Source organism: Yersinia proxima (genome assembly GCF_902170785.1).
In the GTDB taxonomy this organism is placed as follows: domain Bacteria; phylum Pseudomonadota; class Gammaproteobacteria; order Enterobacterales; family Enterobacteriaceae; genus Yersinia; species Yersinia proxima.
Map to the genome: position 1 here is coordinate 305,509 of NZ_CABHYG010000009.1, position 24,195 is coordinate 329,703.

Consider the following 24,195-nt stretch of genomic DNA (forward strand, 5'->3'; position numbering starts at 1 on the left):
TTGGTTGCCCGCAGTAAGACAGGAGAAACACTCAGATCGTAAAGACGCTATTAATCCATCCCTGGAGGCTCGAGCCGCGCCGTCCTGGCGCGGACGCTTTACTCTTCTGAGCATTCCACCTGTTTTAAGTCATCGAATCCTCTTTGCCAAAAAAATTAAGACAAAGCGCAGTAGCCGTTAAATGGATTACTCCATCCACTCGGTATGGAACACACCTTCTTTATCAGTACGTTTGTAAGTATGCGCACCAAAATAATCGCGCTGCGCCTGAATCAAGTTGGCTGGCAGCACGGCTGAACGGTAGCTATCGTAGTAGTTAATCGCCGCAGAGAACGTCGGTGTTGGGATACCGTTTTGAACAGCGTAAGACACCACATCACGCAATGCTTGTTGGTATTCATCAGCGATTTGCTTGAAGTAAGGTGCTAACAGCAGGTTCGCAATATCAGCATTTTCGGCATAGGCATCAGTGATTTTTTGCAGGAACTGAGCGCGAATGATGCAACCAGCACGGAAAATCTTAGCAATTTCACCGTAATGCAGATCCCAGTTATTTTCTTCAGAAGCGGCTTTCAACTGAGAGAAACCTTGCGCATAGGACACGATTTTACCCAAATACAATGCACGACGGATTTTCTCGATAAACTCAGCTTTATCACCCACGAAAGGTTTCACTGTAGGGCCAGTCAGTACTTTAGAAGCCGCAACGCGTTGATCTTTCAAAGAAGACAAGTAACGGGCAAACACAGACTCAGTGATCAGTGTTAATGGCTCACCTAAGTCCAGAGAACTTTGGCTAGTCCATTTACCGGTGCCTTTGTTCGCAGCTTCATCCAAAATAACGTCAACCAGATATTTACCGGCTTCGTCTTTTTTGGTGAAGATATCTTTAGTGATATCAATTAGGTAGCTATTCAGCTCGCCTTTATTCCACTCAGCAAAGGTGCTTGCCAGCTCTTCGTTGCTCAAGCCCAAAGACTGTTTCAACAGAGAGTACGCTTCTGCGATCAACTGCATGTCGCCGTATTCGATGCCGTTGTGAACCATTTTAACGTAATGGCCAGCACCATCTGCACCGATATAAGCAACACAAGCATCGCCATCATCAGCGCGGGCAGCAATTTTCTCAAGAATGGGAGCAACCAGCTCGTAGGCTTCTTTCTGCCCACCAGGCATGATGGATGGGCCTTTCAATGCCCCCTCTTCGCCACCGGAAACACCAGTACCGATAAAGTTGAAGCCTTGCGCAGAAAGTTCGCGGTTACGGCGAATGGTGTCTTTGTAATAAGTATTACCACCATCAATCAGAATGTCACCTTTATCAAGGTGTGGCGTTAGTGAAGCGATGGTCTTATCAGTTGCTTCACCCGCTTTCACCATCAGCAGGATACGACGCGGCTTTTCCAGTGAATCAACAAATTCTTCTACGGTATAGCTCGGCACCAGATTTTTACCTGGATTCTCGGCAACGACTTCGTCGGTTTTGTCTGATGAACGGTTAAAAATAGAAACGGAATAACCACGGCTTTCGATGTTGAGCGCCAGGTTACGGCCCATCACCGCCATACCGACAACGCCAATCTGTTGTTTGGACATTAAAAAACTCCTGTCTGAGAGATGACACCTGTTATCAGCCTTGAAGCCAACAGGTTTTTGCTGTGGGAAACATGTTAACTCAGGATTATGTCAGCTGGGTAGTGATTGGTGCGATAGATAGCACAACTGACCAGTTGCTGTTCGCACACGTTTGCTTTATCAGAGATAACAGCCAACCTGATTTATTTATCCTGCCGATTTATACAAAAAAAAAGCAACCACATGGATTGCTTTTCACTTACCTAACCGTTGGTTAGGCCATAAACTCTTTCAGCCAGGCTTTAAACTCTGCACCTTGCTGCGGATGGCGCAGACCATAAGCGACATATGCCTGCATATAACCGAGTTTCTCACCACAGTTATAGGATTGCCCGGTCAAGGCTACAGCATCCACTGGCGCTTTCTCTGTCAGCGCATCAATGGCGTCTGTCAATTGAATTCGCCCCCAGGCACCTGGCTTAGTTTGTTCCAACAGTGGCCAAATATCAGCAGACAGAACATAGCGTCCAACGGCAGACAGGTTTGACTGTAGGTCAACTGGGCTTTGTGGCTTCTCGACCATAGCTTTAATTCGGCTACTTTCGCCTGGTGCCAAATCGGATTCTTCGCAAGAAATCACCGAGTAGTTAGATAACGCCTCTGGCTCAACCGAATGTACCAATACCTGACTGACGCCTGTTTCATCAAAGCGTTTAACCAATTGAGCTAAATTATCCCGAGTCAGATCTGATTTGGCATCATCAATCAATACGTCCGGCAACAACACCGCGAATGGCTCATTTCCCACCAGGGGTTTGGCACATAGCACAGCATGACCCAATCCTTCAGCATGGCCCTGACGAATATGCATAATAGTCACACCAGGAGGACAGATAGATTGCACTTCATCCAATAGCTGGCGCTTAACTCGCGCCTCTAACATAGCTTCCAGCTCATAAGAAGTATCAAAATGGTTTTCTACCGCATTTTTTGAGGAATGGGTTATCAGAATGATTTCTTTGATCCCAGCAGCAACACATTCGTTTACCACATATTGGATTAATGGCTTATCGACAATAGGCAGCATTTCTTTGGGGATGGCTTTCGTCGCGGGTAGCATTCTCATGCCTAATCCTGCTACTGGAATGACTGCTTTCAATTTGGTCATAATTAACCTACTGATTTTATAAAGCGAAATAAAAATCTATTCATATTCCGGTGATGACTGCGGAATTAATTAATTTGCTGCTTCAGCCAGGCTGTAAACTTTTCACCTTCGGTGTTATGACGCACACCATAAGTCACAAAGGCTTTCATATAGCCTAATTTGTCGCCGCAATCATGAGATTTACCCGTCATATGGAAAGCCTCAACCGGCTCTTGCTCCATTAACATCGCGATAGCATCAGTCAGTTGAATTTCATCACCAGCACCGCGCGGAGTTTTCTTCAGTAACGGCCAAATATCTTTAGACAAGACATAGCGACCCACTACGGCCAGATTAGACGGCGCATCAGCCACCGAAGGCTTCTCTACCACTGCAGTCATCAGAGTACTTTCACCCGGCGCTAAATCGACATGGCCGCAATCAGCAATACCGTACTTGGAAACATCCGCTTGTGGCACCGGTTCCACCATAATCTGGCTACGCCCGGTCTCCTCAAAGCGCTTAATCATGCTGGCAAGGTTCTCTTTCGACAAATCAGCCGTTGAATCATCGAGTAACACATCTGGCAGCAACACAATAAAGGGATTATCCCCCACCATCGGTTGAGCACACAGCACCGCATGCCCTAGCCCTTTGGCATGACCTTGACGCACTTGCATAATCGTGACATCTGGCGGGCAAATACTCTTAATCTCTTTTAATAACTGCCGTTTAACCCGAGACTCCAAGGCCGCTTCCAGTTCAAACGATGTGTCGAAATGGTTTTCTATTGCGTTCTTCGAGGAGTGGCTCACCAGTACAATCTCTTTGACGCCAGCAGCAACACATTCATCAACGATATATTGAATTAGGGGCTTATCAACTACTGGCAGCATTTCTTTCGGGATTGCCTTAGTCGCTGGCAGCATACGCGTACCAAGCCCGGCAACAGGAATGACTGCTTTCAAAGACTTCATTGCTATGACCTCTTCAACTTTAGACAGTTAAATCTGGTTAGATTAATTCTGTGGATTAAGAAAAATAATCTTGATTTGTTCATTATTCATTTATCTGCGCTGAAGTTTACATCAGAATGTTCTTGATTGCCTTATTAAAATATCTGCAAATATTTCATCCGGCGCCATAAATAAGAAATTGAATAAACATTAGACTATTAATAACAATAAACTTTATAAAATAATATCAGCGCGAAAATTAACAATTAGTTGTCAATAATTTCATTATATAAATCAATATAGCTTGAAACCATTTTTTCAGAGGTGAAGTTTTCTAAATAACGATTTCTTGCATTGTGGCCAAATTCTTCTGACAGCTCAACATTATCCCATAACTTATCCATGGCAACTCTCAATGCTGCAGGATCCGATGGAGGAACAACTATTCCAGTATGTTGGTCAACATTTATAAATGTTGTGCCTGTCCCTATCTCACTCGAAATTAGAGGCTTACCATACATCGCGCCTTCTAATAAAGTGATGCCAAAAGCCTCAGAACGTAAATGAGATGGAAAAACCACGGCAGAACAGAGGGTTAAAAGTGCGGCTTTATCTTCATCGGATACGGCACCAAGAAAATAGATGTTCTCAATTCTTAACTCTTCTACTTGTTTCTTCAGTTCTGTCTCAATAGGACCTGCCCCGACGATAACAATTGGGTAAGTTGAGTTTTGCGCTGCTTCGATAAGAATATGCAGGCCTTTATAATAACGAAAGGCACCCACAAACAGGAAAAAACGCGAACCAAATTTATTTTTCCATGATTCAAGGCGTTCTAATGTTGGTGTCGGATAAGATTTTTCATCAAGGCCGTAAGGAATAACACTCACTTTACTAGCGAATTTTTTTAAAGTTATGCTAGTAGTAACATAATTTGGAGACGCAGCAACAATCCGAGAAACACTACCAAGAAATAGATTCATTAACGGTGCATATATTTTTAAAATATTTTTTTGCTTAACAATATCTGAATGATAACTAACAACTGTAGGTTTATTAATACCAGATAGAAAGTGAACCATATCCATAAAAGGAAATGGGAAATGGTAATGGATGATATCAGCTTGATTAGCCAGTTTTTTAAAATCTTTAAGCGCTTGAAATGAAAATGGCGTCGACGCTGCTTCAAAATTAACTGGTGAGCAGTATACCGTATGTGATCCTATTTTTTTATTTATAATACTGCCACGTTTACTTAAAGAAAGTACTGTCGAGTCAATACCACGACTTTTCCCACCTTCACATAATTGAAAAATAACTTGCTCAACACCGCCGAAAGAATCTGGATAATATGTTTTATAAAAATGCAATACTTTTATCATTATATTATAATACCTGCTTATAGGCTTTAATTGTTTCGTGAGCGCATCGTTTCCAAGTGAAAGTATTAGCCCTGATGAGGCCTGCTGTTATTGCGATATTTCGCCAATCCTCATCTTCCAGGCTTTTAATGATAGCAGTAGTTAATCCTTCGACATCCAAAGCATCACACATCAAACCCGACTCACCTAAAACCTCAGGTAATGAAGCAGCATTTGAGCAAACAACAGGAACACCTGACGCCATAGCCTCAAGAACCGGCAAGCCAAACCCCTCATACAGTGAAGGAAATAAAAACGTCCTGGCACCAGAGAAAAGCAAAGGAAGATCATCTGAACTTAAATAACCAAGGTATAATAGCCAACCTTGTTGAGCCGCTTTTTCAAAACGACGATGCAAGGACTCACTATTCCAGCCAGAAAAACCACAGATAACCAACGGAAATCGAGTTCGAAGTTCTAAAGGTATTCTCTCATAAGCATCAAGCAAGGTTGAAATATTCTTTCTAGGTTCAATAGTACCGGTAAATAATGTGTACTGCCCAGCCACCAGTCCCAATCGCGCCATTAAATTTTGTAGATATATATATTCGCGCGGATAAAATTCATCACTGCTAGCTAACGGGGCTGACACTATTTTCTCAATAGGATAATTAAAATAATCAGCAAGTTCAGTGCGAGTAAACTCAGAATCGGTAATTAAGACTTTCGCCCTTTTTAAGGTGAGTAATAACTCTTTTCGCATGTACTGCACACGATTTACCGGATGACACTGGGGCCATTTAAATATCGAGAGATCATGGAAAGTTGCAACAGTATTATCGACTCGTGGGGGTATAAAAAAATTGGGGCTATGGTAAACACAGCTCTGGTAAGGTCTTAATGCAAGACTTTTTAGCCAAGATCCTGAAAGACGATACAACTCATTCACAATCACACTGTTTTTAAGCGCGTTTTTTAACCCTGAAGCAGCATTCGGTTTAGCTTGAACAGTAGGCAAATCACGAGATATCTTTCTACCCTGCAAAAACAAGAGTTCTGAAATATCATCATTGCTTTGCAACTGTCGTGCTAACTCATATGTATAGCGACCAATACCCGTCAGTGGGTATTTAATAGCGTCAGTAGAAAAAACCACTCTCATTATTTATTTTCCAGCATCCAGCGTAGTGTTTGTTCTAATGGAGGTGTATTCCAGCCATTAACAATACTTTGTAATTTTCTCGAGTCACCACATAACGTTTTTACTTCATTCGCACGAACAAAGGCTGGATTAACATGAATAGATAGCCTATGTGAAGTTATTTCTTCACATAGGCTAATTACTTCACGTAATGAATAGGTTCTACCAGAACAGACGTTAACAATTTCACCAATGGGTTTGGTTATTAGTAAGCCTAAATATGCTTTTACTAATGCTCTAACATCCGTAAAATCGCGCCATACGTCTAAATTACCTAACTCTATTTCATCAGCTTTACGTTTGAAGTGAGAAACTATTTTAGGTAGCAAGAAATTATCTGATTGCCCAACACCAGTGTAGTTAAAGGGACGAACAATGATAATGGGTAATTTTTCAGACCATAACTTAGCCATATACTCCATGGCTAACTTGCTGACGGCATAATCATTAGCAGGGTTTACCACAGCTGTTTCACTCAACATACCAGCCTGAGTGTTACCATATACATTAGCACTGCTGGCAAGTAAAACTGCGTCTATATTATCGGCAACCTTACTCAATGCGGCCAACAAATTCCTTGTACCAACAACATTGACATCATAAAAGGCGGCAGGATCGCCGTGCCCGACAAATGCAATTGCAGCAAGGTGAACAATAAGATGAGGTTTCACCTGCTCAACGATAGCAGTAAGGCCTTGAGCATCAAGTAAATCTACTTGAAAATAATCTAACTCATTTGATGGCTGTGAGCCTAAACCAAATACGCGGTAACCGGCAGCGGATAACTCCGCTGCCATGTAATGGCCCGTAAATCCCTGAATACCGGTGATCAGGGCACGTTTGCCATTCATTACCATCAGAATGAGAAACCTTGTTGATTGCGGCGAAGATCTTCATCAACCATCATCTGGCAAAGTTCTTCCAGGGTTGTTTTTGGTTCCCAGCCCAGCACATCTTTAGCTTTTTGTGGATTACCAATCAACAATTCAACTTCTGCTGGACGATAGAACTTAGGATTAACTTTAACTAAAGTCTTTCCTGTAGCAACATCAATCCCAACTTCATGTTCATCCTTACCTTCAAAGCGCAAATTAAAACCAGCAGCCTTGAATGCCATAGAAACAAAATCACGTACCGTTTCAGTGCGGTTAGTTGCCAAAACAAACGTATCTGGGACATCAGCTTGCAGCATACGCCACATACCTTCTACATATTCTTTGGCAAAACCCCAGTCACGCTTGGCGTCCATATTCCCTAATTCGAGAATATCCAGTTTACCTAATTTAATTTTGGCAACTGAGTCAGTAATTTTTCGAGTCACAAATTCGCGGCCGCGCAGTGGAGATTCATGATTAAACAGTATGCCGCTGCAACCAAAGATGCCGTAACTTTCACGATAATTGATTGTCATCCAGTGCGCGTACAGTTTAGCGACACCATAAGGGCTACGTGGATAGAACGGTGTGTCTTCAACTTGTGGTATAGCTTGAACTTTACCAAACATTTCAGAGGTAGAAGCCTGGTAAAAACGAATTTTAGTATTAACAATACGAATAGCTTCTAATAAGTTCAGTGGACCAATACCGGTAATTTCCGCCGTTGTTGCTGGTTGGTCAAAAGAAACACCGACAAAACTTTGCGCAGCCAGGTTATACACTTCAGTTGCTTGCGTGGTTTGTAACAAGCGAATGCTGGCAGAAAGATCGGTAAGATCATATTCAATCAGATGCAGATTAGGATGTTTATCAATTCCTAATTCTTCAATGCGCCAAAAGTTAACAGAACTTGTACGACGGTAGGTACCATAAACTTCATAGCCCTTCTCCAGTAACAATTCAGCGAGATATGCACCATCTTGGCCTGTGATACCAGTTACTACCGCTTTCATGAGTCTTTCCTTTAATTTCTAATTAGATGTAACATTTAATTTAACCGAAGCTGAGCTTATCTCTTTACCAGATTGGAGTAGCTTACACTCCATGGAATATACACCAGATTCTGTTGGTGGGAATAGAGGAAACCAAATGCTATCTTTACTGTTATAATATTCGTGCCTAACTTTTGCAAATGTTGAGTCAAATACCGCCATTGATATCTCAAAATCCTGATTTGTTTTATTGAGCACAATAATGCGACGCAGATGTTTTGGCTCTGCTTTTAGCTCAAACGATGGCATTGAAAAATAAATTTCGTTCGCATCTATAAGTAAAAATAGAGGCATAACCCAACCATCTGAGTTTTTTATTTCTGTTGCTCTTACTTTTGCCAAATTTTCTTTATATTCAATTAGTTTATTGGGATTATTTACAATTTCATTGATGCCATTCTCCCGCGAATCATAGTAATTCTGGAAATCAAACTCGGATGGAATTACATCACATGGCCAGTCAGATGGATTTCCCGGCCAAGAAAAACATCTATACTCTTTAGATGTAAAATTATTAGGGAAATAGAAATTAGCAATATTAAAATAGATACTCCACTCATCGACACCTTGGTTTCTTTTGTCTTTTAGATATTTCCCGTATATCTCATTCACTAACTTTTTATTGATTATTTGGGGCATATGTGATGAGTAGGCTTTCGTATAAAATCCATAGGATTTCAACAACTGAGCGGTTTTTAAAAGGCCATAATCATAACTACTACGGTTAGGGTAACTTCCAAGCCAAGATTCTAGTGAATTATAATAATAATAACAGTTGTGAACATTATTATTTCTGAAGTACTTTTCATCTATATTATTAATTGCAATATAGTCATCATCGGCAGCAATAAAATTTGCTTTTATAATCGAATTGACATAAAGACTTTTTCTCAGGAAAGTATTTCTTTCTTGATGGTCTAATAACTCGTTATTAGCACCAGCTAAAATGTCTTCATCACAAAGAACATGTGATAGAAAACCTAAATTTGAAATTTCTGATTCGAATTCTTTTACATATTCTTTTTTTGTTAAAACAACAATCTCATTAATAAACTTCATGTTTTCTTTTAGAGACTTTATGCTTAACTTAAATTTATTTATATCAATAGATATGTAAACAGCCTGTGTCACCTTTTCTTCAAAAGAATAATTAATCGCGCTATTTTCTATTTCGCTTATTTTGGAAACAATATAATTAGCAATTTTGTCCCAAGGGGTATGTTTAAAATTTTTCGCTTTACTTTTTAAATCCGAATAAAACTCGTTTGAATGAATAACATTATCTAAAGCTGACTCAAGTTCTATCGTATTATTTAAGTCAAAAACTAAGGCTGATGAACCAACAACCTCAGGTAAAGCCCCACCATTAGATACAATTGTTGCGGATCCAAATGATAATGCCTCCATCGCAGGAAGCCCATAACCTTCGTAAAGAGATGTCGTAATATAAGCTCGACATTTTTTATATAAAAATGCTAATTCTTCATCACTTACGTCATCTAACCAAAATATATCTTTATTGTATCTAGGACTACTGGTTAGCTTTTCAATAAAACTATCTATATTCCAGCCTTTGCGCCCAACTATAACTAGACTTGCATTGCCATTGTCTATTTTGAGAAATGAAGAAAGCAATAAGTCATAATTTTTTCTAGGCTCTAGAGTTCCTACCGCAAGCAAAAATTCATTTTTCAGTATATGACTAAATTTTTTATCTAAATTAGATGTTTCTTTTAAGTCGACTGCTTCATTAATAGGCAACGGTCCCAAGTCGATTACCGAGCCATTTTTTGATACACCAATAAATTCTTGACTAAAGTTATCAATTTCATTTTTAACAAAGTTGGAAATAGAGAATATATAATCACTATAAGCTATTTTAGCATAAAATGCCTCGGTGTAGCTTATCACTGTATTGTCATGAGACCATGATGAGTTAACTATAGGCACACTATCGTAATGTAAGTTATAAACTCTTACACCGACTCCTTTGATTTTTTCATAAAGGACTTTTCTATTAACTCCATCACTCCAGGCTGCATCAATATCAAAGAAAACATCGCCTTTTTTTAGATCACTAAATTTCAATGTTAATAAATCACACTCATTATCATATATAGCCTGACTAATAGTTGTATAATTACTGATAATTTTGAAACTCATACTTTTGTTATCAAAAGTGATAAATTTATAATTAACATTACTTGAAAAAAGCTCACTCAAGGTCACAACTACACGTTGAATACCAGTGCGACGCTTACTTTGATACGTACTTGTTATATTGACATAAATCATAAATCACACCAATTCTTTAAATTATCACCTGATGATTTTTTGTATTCTTCGCTTTGCGTTATAACCATACATAAATGTTTTATTGGTTTACTAGTGACTATATCATTTTCAGGTAGTCTTTTTAACAAAACTATATATAGCGCAGTTGCCGCGGCTTTATTTTCAATATTTTCTGGGAAAATACTCTCAAGAGGTTCTCCACTATATAAAGTCTCTTTTATTTTTAATATCCAAGCACTAGTACCTATCGGAAGGTTATCACTTAAATGCTGAAAACCATCTGTTTTGAGGATGTTTTTACTATAATTAAGGTAATAGTCAGTCGACAGCATATTCAAATGATTAATATTAGACACTAACTCAAAATGAGTGCAATTTTTCAATTTTTCAATTAATTCTTTTGACTCATTATTATTAGATTTTTCATTCTTCATTACCTGAACTTTTTCCAACTCCAATTTAAATAAGAGTTCATTGTATTTACTTTTCAAGTAATTAGCACTGAAGGGACTGATTTTATTTAAAAAATAATATATTTTAGTTGTGATATTCTTTTCTTTTAACGAAATAATACGTGTGCTAAAAGATTTCTTTTCATTTTTTGGTTTATTAAACACACTATTTTTATATTTTTTCACAACAGAAGAAATAGTCCTTAATGGGGCTGTATACCGCCATGAATTACTATTATATATAAGCTCTATTTTCTTTTCTGCCATGGCTAACTCATGTTTTCTTCTTTCATCAAGAATACTAACATCTGTTGCGAATTTTTGTAATTTACATTCCAAAGAGGTAATTTTTTCTTTTAGAATTATTTGATTTCTCTCATTCTCTTTAAATTTTGACTCTATTTCTTTATCATAACGACGAGATAACTGTTCCAAATTATATCCAGCTTTGCCACCCAAAATATCATTAAAATTGAGGTCAATAGAATTAATGTCTTTCTTTTGCGCTATTACTGCATAATCAAAGCTAACACCAGTTATTACATCATATAACCCATATGGGGATTTTTCCAGTAACCCTTCTGGATGTTGAAGCCTCATGATATAATTACTCTCCAATCCATAGTATTCACATATAAAGCTCAATAAAAGAGCTGGAATAGGTTTATTATGAGTAGGGTCAAGATAAAAATTATTTGTTCCTACAATTAAATTTTCAGCATTCGGTGTTTCTAAGATCAGAATACCACCAGGTTTCAGGGCACGAACGGCATTATCAATGACAGTGCATAAATCGTCGAATGCTATATGTTCAACGACATGAAACGCAGTGATAATATAATAACTTTCTGCTTTGCACGTTTTTAAAAAAGAAATTATATCTGCATTTTCAACAGAAAATTTTCTTATCCTACATTCATTAAGCATAGAATCATCAAGATCGATGCCAAATGTTTCGACGCCAAGATCGGTAAGAAGTGACATCCACTCCCCTCGGCCACAACCAAGATCTAAAGAGTTAATACTTCCATAATCTTCTTTCATTTTTTCAATTAAAGGGCAATAAACTCTTAATCTATCTTTAATTGAAGCTTGTGAACCTCTATATTTATCTTCAAATGCGCGATAGAAATCAGCCATTATTTGTAATACTCAACAGTAGGGGGTATCCAAGAAGATCCTACAAAAATATTTTCAGATGTGTTCACAACAGAAAATACAAATGCTAAATCTTTCCATTCATAATTTTTGCTTAAATGGTTATGTCCCATGTGAGCAGCAACAGAAATTGAATAATTACCTTCACCAATATTTGCGTCAAATGTAAATTTATAATGTATAACTTCACCTGCGAGAACTTGATCTATTATTTTAGAGCAGTGATAAGTATTAGTACCAAAAATTTCCTCTCCCAATCTATTTTTGATTAAATACCCTACACATAGTTCTTTTAAATCTTTCTTCACATCCAGGACAATATTTAAAGTAACACGTTGGCCAACTGTAATAACTTCTATTTTATCACCATGAACATCAGTGATGTTCACATCTAAAAAAGTTGCATCCCCATTACCTGAAATAGTTTGAACAATACCATTGGAAATATTCTGTGATGCAGTTACTTCCTGGCTATTATCAGATAATAGTGCATTGTAATAATCAAGAACGGCTTCAGGTTCTCCTTCCATGACCTTTTGCCCTTTAGCTAGTAGAATAACTTTATCACAAATATTTTGAATTGCTTGTTTATCATGAGAAACGATAAGTAAAGTTGTTCCTTGTCTTTTGAATTCTTTAATACGCTCAAAACTTTTATGCTGGAAATAGGCATCTCCCACAGAGAGAGCTTCATCAATAATAAGCACATCAGGTCTTACTGCAGTGGCAACACTAAAAGCAAGTCTTACTTGCATCCCACTCGAATATACTCGGACTGCCTGATCTATATAATCCCCGATTTCAGAAAACTTTATTATTTCAGGCATTAGATTTTCAATTTCAGGGACACTTAATCCAAGAAGTTGACCAGACATAAAAACATTCTGTCTGCCTGTAAAGTCTGGATGAAATCCCATACCAAGCTCTAAGAGCGCAGCTACTCGCCCTCTGATTGTCACATTACCCTCAGTAGGAGCCGCTGTACCTGTAATTAATTTTAATAAAGTGCTTTTTCCAGCTCCATTAATACCGATAATACCAACTGACTCACCTGGATTAATTTTAAAATCAATATTTCTGAGAACCCATTTAAGAGTATGATGTTCCTTTGAGAAAAACCATTCTTTAAGTCTGCTTAACTTAGTTGGATACTGTTTATAGGCTTTACCTAAATTTTGGACTGATACAGAACTAATCATAATTCATCTACCATATCTTTGCCATACTTCCTAAATAGGCTTAGCCCCAGCATGGAAAATATTACTGTGGCTATTATCGATGGAAGTAAATTACTTAATAATGGGACTTCGCCTGAGACGAATATTTTTTGCGCTGAAATAACCAAACCAGTTAACGGATTATAGTGAATAACATTCTGAACCCACATAGGTAGAATAGATACTGGATACACTATAGGCGTTAACCAAAACCAAAACTGTAGTGCAACTATTATAAATTGTCCAACATCGCGAAAGAAAACATTTAACACTGCTATAATCATGCCTAAGCTAATGGAAAAAAGAAGCGTTATTGCCACTATAGGAATTATATATAATATAGAAAACCCTTGTAAGCTATTCGATAAAACAAGAAACACTAAAAATATTGAAAATATCAAAAGAAAATTAATAGCACTCGTAACCAATATTATTACAGGCAAGCATATTTTCGGGAAATTTATTTTCTTTATTATATTAGAGTGCCGTATAAATACTGTTACACTTTTTGTAATAACTTCTGAAAATAAATTCCAGAGTATTATACCGGAACATAAATAAATACTATATGCAACGTGACTTGGATTTCCTGGTAATTTAGCTTTCATTATAGCAGAGAAAACTATTGTATAAACAAGTATCAATGATAATGGCTGTATAACGAGCCACAGAGGTCCAAGAATACTTGATTGATACCGTGATTGAAATTCTCGCCTGGCTGAACCAATTATAAACCCTCTATAGCGATATATCGCTAATAACATCTCTTTCACAGTTATTCCTCAACCAATAATTCTAAAATTTCATTTGTTTTATTACTCATCAATAAAGGATCTTCTATGGATTCGACATTTAGGCGAACAACTGGCTCTGTATTTGAAACTCTCAGATTAAAACGCCAATCACTGTACTCAATACTGATACCATCAGTTAAATCAACATTAACAGCATCAGGTTCATAAATAGCCCTAATTTTGGCAATACACTCGTTAGCATTTACCAGCTTACGATTAATTTCACCAGATGCCGGAAATGCTTTCATGCGGTCACCAACTAATTGACTTAAGCACTTGTTTTTAATGCATAATAATTCAGCAACCAGCAACCAAGGAATCATACCACTATCACAATAGGCGAACTCTCGAAAATAATGGTGAGCACTCATCTCCCCACCATATATCGCATCTTCTTTGCGCATTCTTTCTTTGATAAATGCATGACCTGTTTTTGACATAACAGGAATACCGCCTGCTTTAGAAATAATGTCAATTGTATTCCAGGTCAATCTTGGATCATGAATTATCTTAGCTCCTTTTTCTTTCTGCAAGAAAGCCTCTCCCAGCAGACCAACAATATAGTAGCCCTCGATAAACTGTCCATTTTCATCAAATAAAAAGCAACGGTCAAAATCACCATCAAATGCTATACCCATATCAGCACCGGACTCGGAAACAGCTTGTGCAGTGTCAGCTCGGCATTCAGGTAATAACGGATTAGGAATACCATTTGGGAAATTGCCATCAGGTTGGTGATGGACTTTTATAAATTCGATGGGAAGGTTAGCAGCAGTAAAGCGTTTTTCAATTTCGTCAACCACATGCCCAGCTGCGCCATTGCCAGAATTAATAACCAGTTTTAGTGGTCGAGTGAAATTTTTAAAATCGACATAGCCCATTAAGTGATCAATATACTCTTTAAGCACTGAAATCTTTTTGTAACTACCTCTGTTATTCTTATCAACTACTTTAAAGTCATTATTCTCAGCAAGTCTTTGGATATCCCGTAAACCTGTATCCCCACTGACGGGTTTGGCATCTTCCCGAACGAGCTTCATGCCGTTGTAGTTCATTGGATTATGACTGGCCGTCACCTCGATTCCACCATCAACGCCTAAGTGAAAAGTGGCGAAATAAATCTCTTCAGTACCACTTAAACCGATGTCCAAAACATCACTGCCAGCGTCCATTAGCCCTTCAGCCAGGGCCATTTTTAATGGTTCGCTAGTTAAACGTACATCACCACCGATAACAATCGTTTTTGGTTTTAAATATTCGCCAAAAGCACGACCAATACGATAAGCGATATCTTCATTTAGTTCTGAGCCTAATTGACCACGGATATCATACGCTTTAAAACAAGTTAAGGTATTCATTGTTTCCTCTAAATCAGCAACGGCCATAGTGGTCTTTTACTCTAATAATATCGTCATCACCCAAATAAGAACCCGATTGAACCTCAATCAATTCAAGTGGAATTTTACCTGGATTTTCCAGCATATGAAGAGAACCAATAGGAATAAAAGTAGACTGGTTTTCTGTGATTAAAAAGGTCTTATCACCGATCGTCACTTTTGCCGTGCCTGATAATACAATCCAATGCTCCGCTCGGTGATGATGCATTTGCATAGAAAACGACCCACCAGGCTTAACTGTAATGCGGTTGACGTTAAAACGTTGCTCATTAACGATGATATCGCTACGGCCCCAAGGTCGGTACGTTTCTCTGTGACGACGATATTCGCTGCGTTTTGTTTGCTTGAGATGTTCAACAATCTTTTTAACATCTTGCACTTTAGATTTATCCACCACCAATACAGCATCTTTAGTACTGACGATAACTAAATTATCCACTCCTACAGCAGCAACTAGTTTTTCATCAGTATTAATATAACAATTTTGTGTATCGTGCAGGAATGTATCACCCGTAACGGCATTACCTAATTTATCTTTATTACTTACATCCCAGAGCGCAGACCATGAACCTACATCGCTCCAACCTGCATCAAGCGGCACAACAACAGCATTACTAGTTTGCTCCATTACAGCATAATCTATCGACTCATCCGGGCAGGCACTGAATTTATCTTTATCTATCGTAATAAAATCTTTGTCAGAGTCTGAATCTTTCATTGCTGCTTTACATGCATCAAGAATATCTGGTCGGAATTTATCCAACTCCTGGATATATCGTTTGGCACGGAACATAAACATGCCACTATTCCAATAATATTCGCCTGAATTAATATATTGCTCTGCCGTCTCCAAATTAGGCTTTTCAACAAAGCGTTTAACTTTAAAGGCTTCAGAAATATCATTAACTGTCGATTCACCGCGCTGTATATAGCCATAGCCCGTCTCAGGGCCAGTTGGTACAATTCCGAAGGTCACCAAACTATCTTTTTTAGCAAATGGAATAGCGTCGTTGATTGCTTGATGAAAAGCGTCGCAATCATTAATGATATGGTCGGCAGCCAACACCAACATTATTGGATCATCACCTTGAGAGATGGCATTTAGTGCAGCTAATGCAATGGCGGGAGCCGTATTACGACCAACGGGCTCTAATATTATATTATGGGACAGTTTATTAATTTGTCGCAACTGTTCTGCGACCAGGAAACGGTGTTCTTCATTACAAATGACAACGGGTTCTCTAACAGAAATTCCCTCTAGACGATTTACAGTCTCCTGCAGCATCGAATTTACCCCATGCAAACGTAAGAATTGCTTAGGATAAAGTTCTCTTGACATCGGCCACAGACGACTACCTGTTCCGCCAGCCATAATAACCGGAAGTAACATTACATATCCTTATCACTATAAAGTTGTGTACTAAAAAGCACTTCAGCTTAAACGAGAATGAAAATTATTCACATCAGAATAATAATCAGTGTAATCAATTGATTTAACAACGCTACCGCCCCTGGCTTTACAGCTACCAATAGCTATTTGGTCATATTTGCAGCATATTATGAATATCACTTAATTATAGATGCATGATTCTACTGAGCAAATTATACCCACATAATCATTTCTACTGATTATCTATTATATAGTATTAATTTTAACTAGGAAATGTCTGTTAGTTTCCATTACCCTTACTCAAACAGAAAATGCAATGAAAAACAGTTAATTAAGTTTTTCACCCCAATTATCCTTCTTTTTTACTTCTGTGTTTTTTGCCATGAATATCATCAATTTCTTATATTTAAATTTGAAAATTTGATGCGGTAGGCTCATTATTCGCTTTAGTGGCATAAGCCGTAGAAATAAAAGGTGAAGTTAGATATATGGAATGGATCGCAGATCCTACTATTTGGGCCGGGCTGGCAACGCTGGTTGTGCTCGAAATTGTGTTAGGTATAGACAACCTAATATTTATTGCCATTTTGGCGGAGAAACTACCACGTCATTTACGAGATAAAGCCAGAGTCACAGGGTTATTGTGCGCACTCATCATGCGTTTGGTGTTATTGGCAAGTATCTCATGGTTAGCAACACTCACCGCGCCATTAGTCACGCTTTCTAACCATCCGTTCAGTGCGCGTGACTTAATCATGTTGATCGGCGGGGTATTCCTGCTCTTCAAAGCCACTATGGAGCTTAATGAGCGACTTGAGGGCAAGGATCACCAACAAAACCAGCAGCGCAAAGGCGCGCGGTTCTGGCCGGTTGTTGCACAGATTGTGGTGTTGGATGCTATTTTCTCTCTCGACTCGGTGATTACCGCAGTTGGTATGGTCGATCACCTCGCGGTAATGATGGCGGCTGTTTGTATCGCTATCGGTCTGATGCTGTTAGCCAGCAAATCATTAACTCGCTTTGTAAACGCACATCCCACGATTGTCATTCTGTGCTTGAGTTTCTTACTGATGATCGGCTTTAGTTTAGTGGCTGAAGGCTTTGGCTATCATATTCCGAAAGGTTATCTGTATGCTGCCATTGGCTTCTCAGTCATTATTGAGTCACTGAATCAGTTTGCCCAATTCAACCGCCGCCGCTTCCTGTCAACCGTTCGCCCCTTACGGGAAAGGACAGCAGAGGCAGTACTGCGTATGCTCAGTGGCAAGCATGAAGAAGCGGAATTAGATAACCATACCGCCAATTTGATTGCTGATAATACCAGTGTGGGCCAAGAGGTGTTCAACGAGCAAGAGCGCCGAATGATTGAACGAGTATTGGGGCTGGCGCAACGGACAGTCAGCAGCATCATGACGTCTCGCCATGATGTTGAGTATCTTGATTTGAATGATCCGCCAGAAAAACTAACTCAGTTACTGACTAAAAATCTGCATACCCGAATTGTCGTCACTGAAGATAGCTCAACAGATGAACCTTTGGGGGTCATTCACGTCATTGATTTGCTGAAGCAACAATTAGCGAACGAAAAACTCGATTTGCGGGCCCTGATTCGCCAGCCATTAATTTTCCCGGAACAGGTTTCGCTGTTGATGGCCTTAGAGCAATTCCGTCAGGCGCAAACTCATTTTGCCTTTGTGGTGGATGAATTTGGCTCGATTGAAGGGGTCGTGACTCTCACTGATGTGATGGAAACCATTGCAGGTAATTTGCCAGTAGCAGGTGAAGAGCTGGATGCTCGTCATGATATTCAGCAAACTGATGATGGCTGCTGGATAGCGAATGGCTATATGCCGTTGGAAGATTTGGTGCTTTATATACCACTGCCGATTGATGATAAGCGTGAATATCACACATTGGCTGGATTGTTGATGGAGTATACCCAGCGGATACCTAAAGTCGGTGAACAACTGAAAATTGGCGACTATCTGTTTGAACCGCTTGAAGTCAGCAGCCACCGAATCTTAAAGGTGAAGATAACACCGCTGAAGGTGCCAGACCCTGATTATGAAGTGTAATGCACTGGCAATATAGAAGCTGAGTGAATGATAAATAATAGAGCCGGGCCACTTTTTATTGCCCGGCTTTTTATTGTTATTTGCAGACCTTATAAATGCACAGGAACCAGGATTTCCGTGGCAACAATGACGACTACCAGCCCAACTAAAACGGGGACTGAGGTACGTTTTACCACTTCAAACGGAGAGATTTTTGCCATCCCCGCCACGGCAACCACTACACCAGATACCGGAGATAATGTTCGCCCCAGATTTGATGCTTGTAGCATTGGGATCACCAGATAAGCCGGATTAATCCCCATTTGTGCCGCCAGTTTCGGAATCAATTCAACAAACGCATAGAATGGCGCATTACCTGAACCAGTAGTCATTGCTGCCAGCATAGTGATGGTGACTAATACCAACATCATAATAATGCCACCAGTACCAAATGATTGCGCTAATCCAATCAGACCGCTGATAAAACCAACAGTACTCAATCCCTGCGCAAATACTCCAGCAGCAACTAACAGCATTACCACTGTGGCAAATGCATCTGCCATCCCCCGGTAAGCCACCTCAAGACCGGTAAATACCGTCTTCGCATTGAAGCTACGCAAGAACTCAATCACTGCGGCAATCAGCATACAGATAACCAATACCGTGATGATGTGTAGTTCCGGCCCCCATTTGCCATCAAAGATCAACACACCGATGATGGGTGTAAAGGGCAAAATAGCGTAAAAGCTCGGAGCATTGGTTGTGATGTCATTAACATCCATCATTTCATGCTTTTCCTGGCTTTTATTATCAAGATAACGCTGCCAGAAAAAGTGAGCGATGGCCATACAGACAATCGCAGCAATGGAGATCGGTAATGTGGTTTTAAAGGCAAAATCGACCAGTGGCATTTCAGAGGCTTTTGCTGCTAACACGACGTCACCAGAGGTTGGTGCCAAAATGATAGCCGCTGGTGATGCGCAGATTGCTGCTGCTGCCCCCCGACTGATACCAACGTTAACCATCACTGGGAACAATGTCGCCATCAACAATACGCCCAACCCAGTTGCCGATGACACGGCCAAAGACATCAAACAGGCCACAATATACGCGGCGACCATCAATAAGTAGGGTGAGTTGATCATTTGTAGTGGTTTGGATGCAATCTTGACCACTACATCATTCGCACCAATGTGGGTCATATAGGCGGCAAAACCACATAACATCATGATCATCATGCCAAGATCGCCGCCACGGCTCATCAGCAAGATTTTGACGTACTCAACAATATCCGTCGCTCGCCAGCCGGTTGGTGTTGCACTGGCAGGCAATACATTTTTACCCATTAACGCGCTGATAATTAATAGTAATAAACCACCAACCATCAGTACGCCAGTGGCTGAGTAGCCTTTAATAATATAACGGCCGACACCGATGGCTACCACCACCCCAATCAAAAGATCTAACATATACCCTCTCTCGCCGAATACTCGTTTGTTGCTAAATACCCTTTGCTTTCGGCATAACATCACAACCAGAAGCATGCCGATGACTTTAGGTATCAGTCATTATTATTGTTAAAACGCAGAAATAGCTCTGCACTCTGCCCAAAGTCCACCGGCGAGTTTATGACATCTATCAATAATTCACAGAGATTTTAGAAACAAATATTAGTTTGTGAACAGGTGAGAGGATTTTATATTTAGACAGGCGACTTTGGCGAACAATTCAACAACAGGAAAATAACAAGGAGAAACCATTACCGCCGAAAACGCTATCATCACGATCGGCGGTGATACCAACATTAAAGTTTATCAATAAGTTTTTTAAGATCCTTACTGCCGCGGCTCTGCTGATTACGTTCAGCCCAGTCACTAAGTGCTTTTTTAGCACGCTGTTGCAACTCATTACGCAAAAGCTGCTCAACATTCAGTTGATAGTTGAGTTGAGTCCACGGGCCATAGATACGCAGTGGAATATCAGCGTCTTGCAGCATTTTAACCAGGCTATCTTGCCCACTCCATCCTTGCATAACCCGCACTGATAGATTCATATCACATTGTTGCGCTGGCAAATTAAGTTCTCCGCCGCCTTTAATGGAAATCAATGTAGAATCTGCAATTAAATTACTGACATTCATCTGCCCCCGGTTCAGGGCCAGACTGGCTTGCAGTTGCTTAACCTCAGTGTAACGTTCATACCTGTCTTGACCTTTAACATCGCTGGAACTACGTGTGACCGCTTGCTGGATAAGTTGTTGAATGTTCAGCCCCTCCAACTTCGCATCATTCATGCTGAACTCAGCGTTGCCTTTCCAACGATGGTTAAACGCCTTAACATTAATTCCATCACCAGACAGTTGCGCTTTCATGGTGAATTTACCGGTCATCATCTGCGGTAAGCCAGCGGCTGCCAATACTGGGCCTAATTCCATATGGTTTATCACTGGGTTGATAGCGGTGAGCATCTTCTTACCGGTCACATCCAGCGAACCAGGCAGCGAAAAATCACCGCCCAATGCATTGCCAGTCAACCGACTAATCTGGACATCCCCCTGCTGGTTTGATACCTCTAGATTTAGCTGTGAGACTTTTATTGCGCGATAAACCAAATTATTCGCGGTGAGAGTGAGTTGCGCCGTAAAATCACGCAATACCTGTAGGTCTTGCCCTACATCATCATCCGCCTGGATAGCAATAACCGGTGCAGTTACCGCTGGCTGTTTAGCGCTGTCTTTAGTGCTGATGCTACTTTTGGGCTCCCAACCGAAAATGGTATCCAGGTTGAGATTATCAGCCGCCAGATTAATAACATATTCAGGAACTGGGCCAAAAGTCGCTTTGGCACTCCCGGCCAATTGGTTGTTATTTGCCGTGAAACTGAGCTTATTGAGCAGTAATTGCTGAATATTATGTTGATAACTGGCTTGTAATAACCCCTCGCCGCTCACCCCCCCCACCGGAATATCCGCCCCTTCCAATTTATAGGTGAACTGGCTGATATTCGCGCTGAACTGCTGTGGATAATGACGCATATCGGCATCCGCAACCATTGAGAAAGTAATATCTCGCTGATTACGATTAACGCGGCTGGCAAGGGTGATATGTACTTGCCGTTGGGCATCCTGACTCAGCTCGAGATTGATATCGCGAACATTAACTTGATCATTATCTGTCCGTTGCCAAATAAGCAGACTGTCGGCAACCTGAACTTTATTAATATCAAGTTTCCAGGCGCGGTGCTCATCAACCGGCGCATTACCCGTCGGTGCAACCGGTGCTCCTGGTTGCCGTTGTGCTTCGCTGTCAGGGGTTAAGCGGATAACCGCCCCTTTTAGCATCACCTGTTTAACATCTAGTTGATGTGACAACAGTGGCCAAAGTTTGACATCAAGACGCATATTCTCGGCACTGACCACTGGAGCTGCAGCACCGGGCGCGGTTAAGGCCATTCGGCCGGCGATAATGCTCAGTTGCGGCCAAACATGCCAACGTAAATCACCTTCCAGTTGCAGGTGATAACCACTTTTTCTTTCGACCTGTTTGACCATGTATGCACGGAAGTCATTAGGATTTACTAGCAATACCAATGCGCTCATCCCAGCTACCAATACCACTAGCAGGATAATTAACGTCGTTAGTAATCGTCTCATGACATCCTCTTGTCTAATCAGGCTAAAACGTCCAAACAGGCTAAAAAATCAGCAAGAAAAATGGCTAGTCTTTATCAATACGACTGGCTACAGCGCCTTGTTGACCACGATACTTGGCATCCTGACGACTATTATAAGGACGAGCTGCCGGGCCAGAAAGTGGCTCAAAACTCAGCGCACCAATCAGCATGCCAGGGCGTAGTGCTAACGGCAACTTACCTGAATTATAGAACTCCAGCACAATCCTGCCTTGCCAACCGGGATCGATTCGGTGGGCGGTCACGTGTACCATCAAACCAAGGCGGGCCAATGAAGAGCGGCCATCCAGCCAGCCGACCAGATCATCGGGGATAGTCACCGATTCAAGGGTTACCGCCAGTGCCAATTCACCGGGATGCAGGAAGAATGCCTCCCCTTCCGGTAAATTGATCTCCTCACTCATCACCCGCTCCAGCGCGGCGCTGACTTCATCTTTCGGGCCACTTAAATCAATAAATGCAGCGGTGTGACCATTGAAGACACGGAATTGATTTCCTAAGCGGACATCGACCGTGGCACCATTAATACGTTCTACTGGCGGGCGAGGATCAATCCCCAGCTTACCGCTATCCAGCCAGGCTTCTATATCACGATCGCACAGTCTCATTGCTAAAATCCCCATCAAAATTCGTATGTTACAGCTTTCATTTTATGAAAGCTGTCATATTAAGAAGCAAAGGTCCAGACGAACATCACTCAAAGAACTGGCTAATTTTTGCTTTAAGAATATCGATCGCAATGCGGTTCTTACCACCACGTGGAACGATAATGTCAGCATACTGCTTAGAAGGCTCTATAAATTGCAGGAACATTGGACGCACAGTTTTCTGGTATTGAGCCATCACAGAATCCATAGAACGGCCGCGTTCATTGACATCACGCTTCATTCGACGCATCAAACAGATGTCCAGCGGCGTGTCGACAAAGATGGAGAAGTTCATCTCCTGACGCAGACGAATATCCGTCAACAATAAGATCCCTTCCAAAATAATCACTTTTTTCGGTTCTAAATGGACGGTTTCTTTTTTTCGCGTGTGCTCGGTGTAACTGTAAAGTGGCAGCTCAATTGGCTTGCCCGCTTTCAGCGATTGCAGATGTTCTAGCAATAAATTGTGATCCATGGCGCTGGGATGGTCATAGTTAGTTTTGACCCGCTCTTCCATAGACAGGTGACTCTGGTCTTTGTAATAACCATCCTCAGGGATGACGCCAATATGTTGGTCACCCACCTGTTCACGCAATTCACGATACAACGTACTAGCGATAAGACTTTTCCCGGAGGCTGAGGCACCCGCTATCCCGATAATGACGCACTGGTGTGCTTTGTCAGTCATAAAATTAAAGACCTGATTACTAAGTGTGAAGGGAGACAAAGCACACAAGGTGCTTTGAGCGCGCCAATTATAAGGAGTTAACGGGTTTGATGCCAGTATAATACCCTGCGTCTTTGACGCCGCAGGGGTGTTAGCGGCACTCACTCACCCGAATCACTGACCTTTGTCAGCTCATCGGGACTCGTTCGTTTGCTGCCTACCTGCAACGCCAATGACTTTGGGTTATATCCTCTGCGTTTGACACCG

18 protein-coding genes are annotated in these 24,195 nt (G+C 40.6%); 1 reads left to right on the forward strand and 17 read right to left on the reverse strand.

Going from position 1 to position 24,195, the window contains the following annotated elements; all coding sequences use genetic code 11:
• Positions 1-186 precede the first annotated feature (186 nt).
• The 13 genes from gndA to FTB31_RS08100 form a co-directional block, all read right to left on the reverse strand.
• Positions 187-1,596, reverse strand: a complete 1,410-nt coding sequence (gene gndA / locus FTB31_RS08040; RefSeq protein ID WP_050075232.1) for an NADP-dependent phosphogluconate dehydrogenase — start codon at positions 1,594-1,596, stop codon at positions 187-189.
• A gap of 253 nt (positions 1,597-1,849) precedes the next feature.
• Positions 1,850-2,743 (reverse strand): UTP--glucose-1-phosphate uridylyltransferase GalU, encoded by an 894-nt coding sequence (galU, locus tag FTB31_RS08045; protein ID WP_050075230.1) that lies wholly within the window; start codon positions 2,741-2,743, stop codon positions 1,850-1,852.
• Positions 2,744-2,808: 65 nt separating this feature from the next.
• Positions 2,809-3,699, reverse strand: coding sequence for a UTP--glucose-1-phosphate uridylyltransferase GalU (gene galU / locus FTB31_RS08050; RefSeq protein WP_050075229.1), 891 nt, complete (start codon positions 3,697-3,699; stop codon positions 2,809-2,811).
• A gap of 245 nt (positions 3,700-3,944) precedes the next feature.
• A complete protein-coding gene (locus FTB31_RS08055; RefSeq protein ID WP_320407161.1) occupies positions 3,945-5,060 on the reverse strand; it encodes a glycosyltransferase family 4 protein in 1,116 nt (371 codons plus the stop codon).
• 4 nt (positions 5,061-5,064) lie between these two features.
• On the reverse strand, positions 5,065-6,201 hold the full coding sequence (locus tag FTB31_RS08060; RefSeq protein ID WP_050075227.1) for a glycosyltransferase family 4 protein: 1,137 nt from the start codon (positions 6,199-6,201) through the stop codon (positions 5,065-5,067).
• On the reverse strand, positions 6,201-7,097 hold the full coding sequence (locus tag FTB31_RS08065; protein WP_227731266.1) for a GDP-mannose 4,6-dehydratase: 897 nt from the start codon (positions 7,095-7,097) through the stop codon (positions 6,201-6,203). Before FTB31_RS08065 ends, FTB31_RS08060 begins: the two co-directional genes overlap by 1 nt.
• Positions 7,097-8,128, reverse strand: coding sequence for a GDP-mannose 4,6-dehydratase (gene gmd, locus FTB31_RS08070; RefSeq protein ID WP_050075225.1), 1,032 nt, complete (start codon positions 8,126-8,128; stop codon positions 7,097-7,099). Before gmd ends, FTB31_RS08065 begins: the two co-directional genes overlap by 1 nt.
• Positions 8,129-8,146: 18 nt before the next feature.
• Entirely contained in the window at positions 8,147-10,462 is a 2,316-nt protein-coding gene (locus tag FTB31_RS08075) for a glycosyltransferase family 4 protein (RefSeq protein ID WP_227731267.1), read from the reverse strand.
• Entirely contained in the window at positions 10,459-12,054 is a 1,596-nt protein-coding gene (locus tag FTB31_RS08080; protein WP_077293694.1) for a class I SAM-dependent methyltransferase, read from the reverse strand. The genes FTB31_RS08075 and FTB31_RS08080 overlap by 4 nt, the downstream gene beginning before the upstream one ends.
• Positions 12,054-13,268 (reverse strand): ABC transporter ATP-binding protein, encoded by a 1,215-nt coding sequence (locus FTB31_RS08085; RefSeq protein ID WP_050075609.1) that lies wholly within the window; start codon positions 13,266-13,268, stop codon positions 12,054-12,056. The genes FTB31_RS08080 and FTB31_RS08085 overlap by 1 nt, the downstream gene beginning before the upstream one ends.
• Positions 13,268-14,053 (reverse strand): ABC transporter permease, encoded by a 786-nt coding sequence (locus FTB31_RS08090; protein WP_050075608.1) that lies wholly within the window; start codon positions 14,051-14,053, stop codon positions 13,268-13,270. Before FTB31_RS08090 ends, FTB31_RS08085 begins: the two co-directional genes overlap by 1 nt.
• An 11-nt stretch (positions 14,054-14,064) precedes the next feature.
• Complete coding sequence (gene cpsG, locus FTB31_RS08095) at positions 14,065-15,441, reverse strand: phosphomannomutase CpsG (protein ID WP_050075607.1); 1,377 nt, start codon at positions 15,439-15,441, stop codon at positions 14,065-14,067.
• Between the two features lie 13 nt (positions 15,442-15,454).
• Positions 15,455-16,870 (reverse strand): mannose-1-phosphate guanylyltransferase/mannose-6-phosphate isomerase, encoded by a 1,416-nt coding sequence (locus tag FTB31_RS08100; RefSeq protein WP_050075222.1) that lies wholly within the window; start codon positions 16,868-16,870, stop codon positions 15,455-15,457.
• Between the two features lie 488 nt (positions 16,871-17,358).
• On the opposite strand from FTB31_RS08100, the gene FTB31_RS08105 reads away from it, so the two are divergent.
• Entirely contained in the window at positions 17,359-18,945 is a 1,587-nt protein-coding gene (locus FTB31_RS08105) for a TerC family protein (RefSeq protein ID WP_050075221.1), read from the forward strand.
• Positions 18,946-19,034: 89 nt separating this feature from the next.
• Here the strand turns inward: FTB31_RS08105 and dcuC are convergent, their stop codons facing one another.
• The 4 genes from dcuC to udk all read right to left on the reverse strand — a co-directional run bounded on the left by dcuC (position 19,035) and on the right by udk (position 23,949).
• Complete coding sequence (gene dcuC, locus FTB31_RS08110; protein ID WP_032819001.1) at positions 19,035-20,393, reverse strand: anaerobic C4-dicarboxylate transporter DcuC; 1,359 nt, start codon at positions 20,391-20,393, stop codon at positions 19,035-19,037.
• A 335-nt stretch (positions 20,394-20,728) separates the two neighbouring features.
• Entirely contained in the window at positions 20,729-22,576 is a 1,848-nt protein-coding gene (gene asmA, locus FTB31_RS08115; RefSeq protein WP_227731268.1) for an outer membrane assembly protein AsmA, read from the reverse strand.
• Between the two features lie 64 nt (positions 22,577-22,640).
• Entirely contained in the window at positions 22,641-23,222 is a 582-nt protein-coding gene (gene dcd / locus FTB31_RS08120) for a dCTP deaminase (RefSeq protein ID WP_005162354.1), read from the reverse strand.
• An 85-nt stretch (positions 23,223-23,307) separates the two neighbouring features.
• Positions 23,308-23,949, reverse strand: coding sequence for a uridine kinase (gene udk, locus FTB31_RS08125; protein WP_005162352.1), 642 nt, complete (start codon positions 23,947-23,949; stop codon positions 23,308-23,310).
• Between the last annotated feature and the right edge of the window lie 246 nt (positions 23,950-24,195).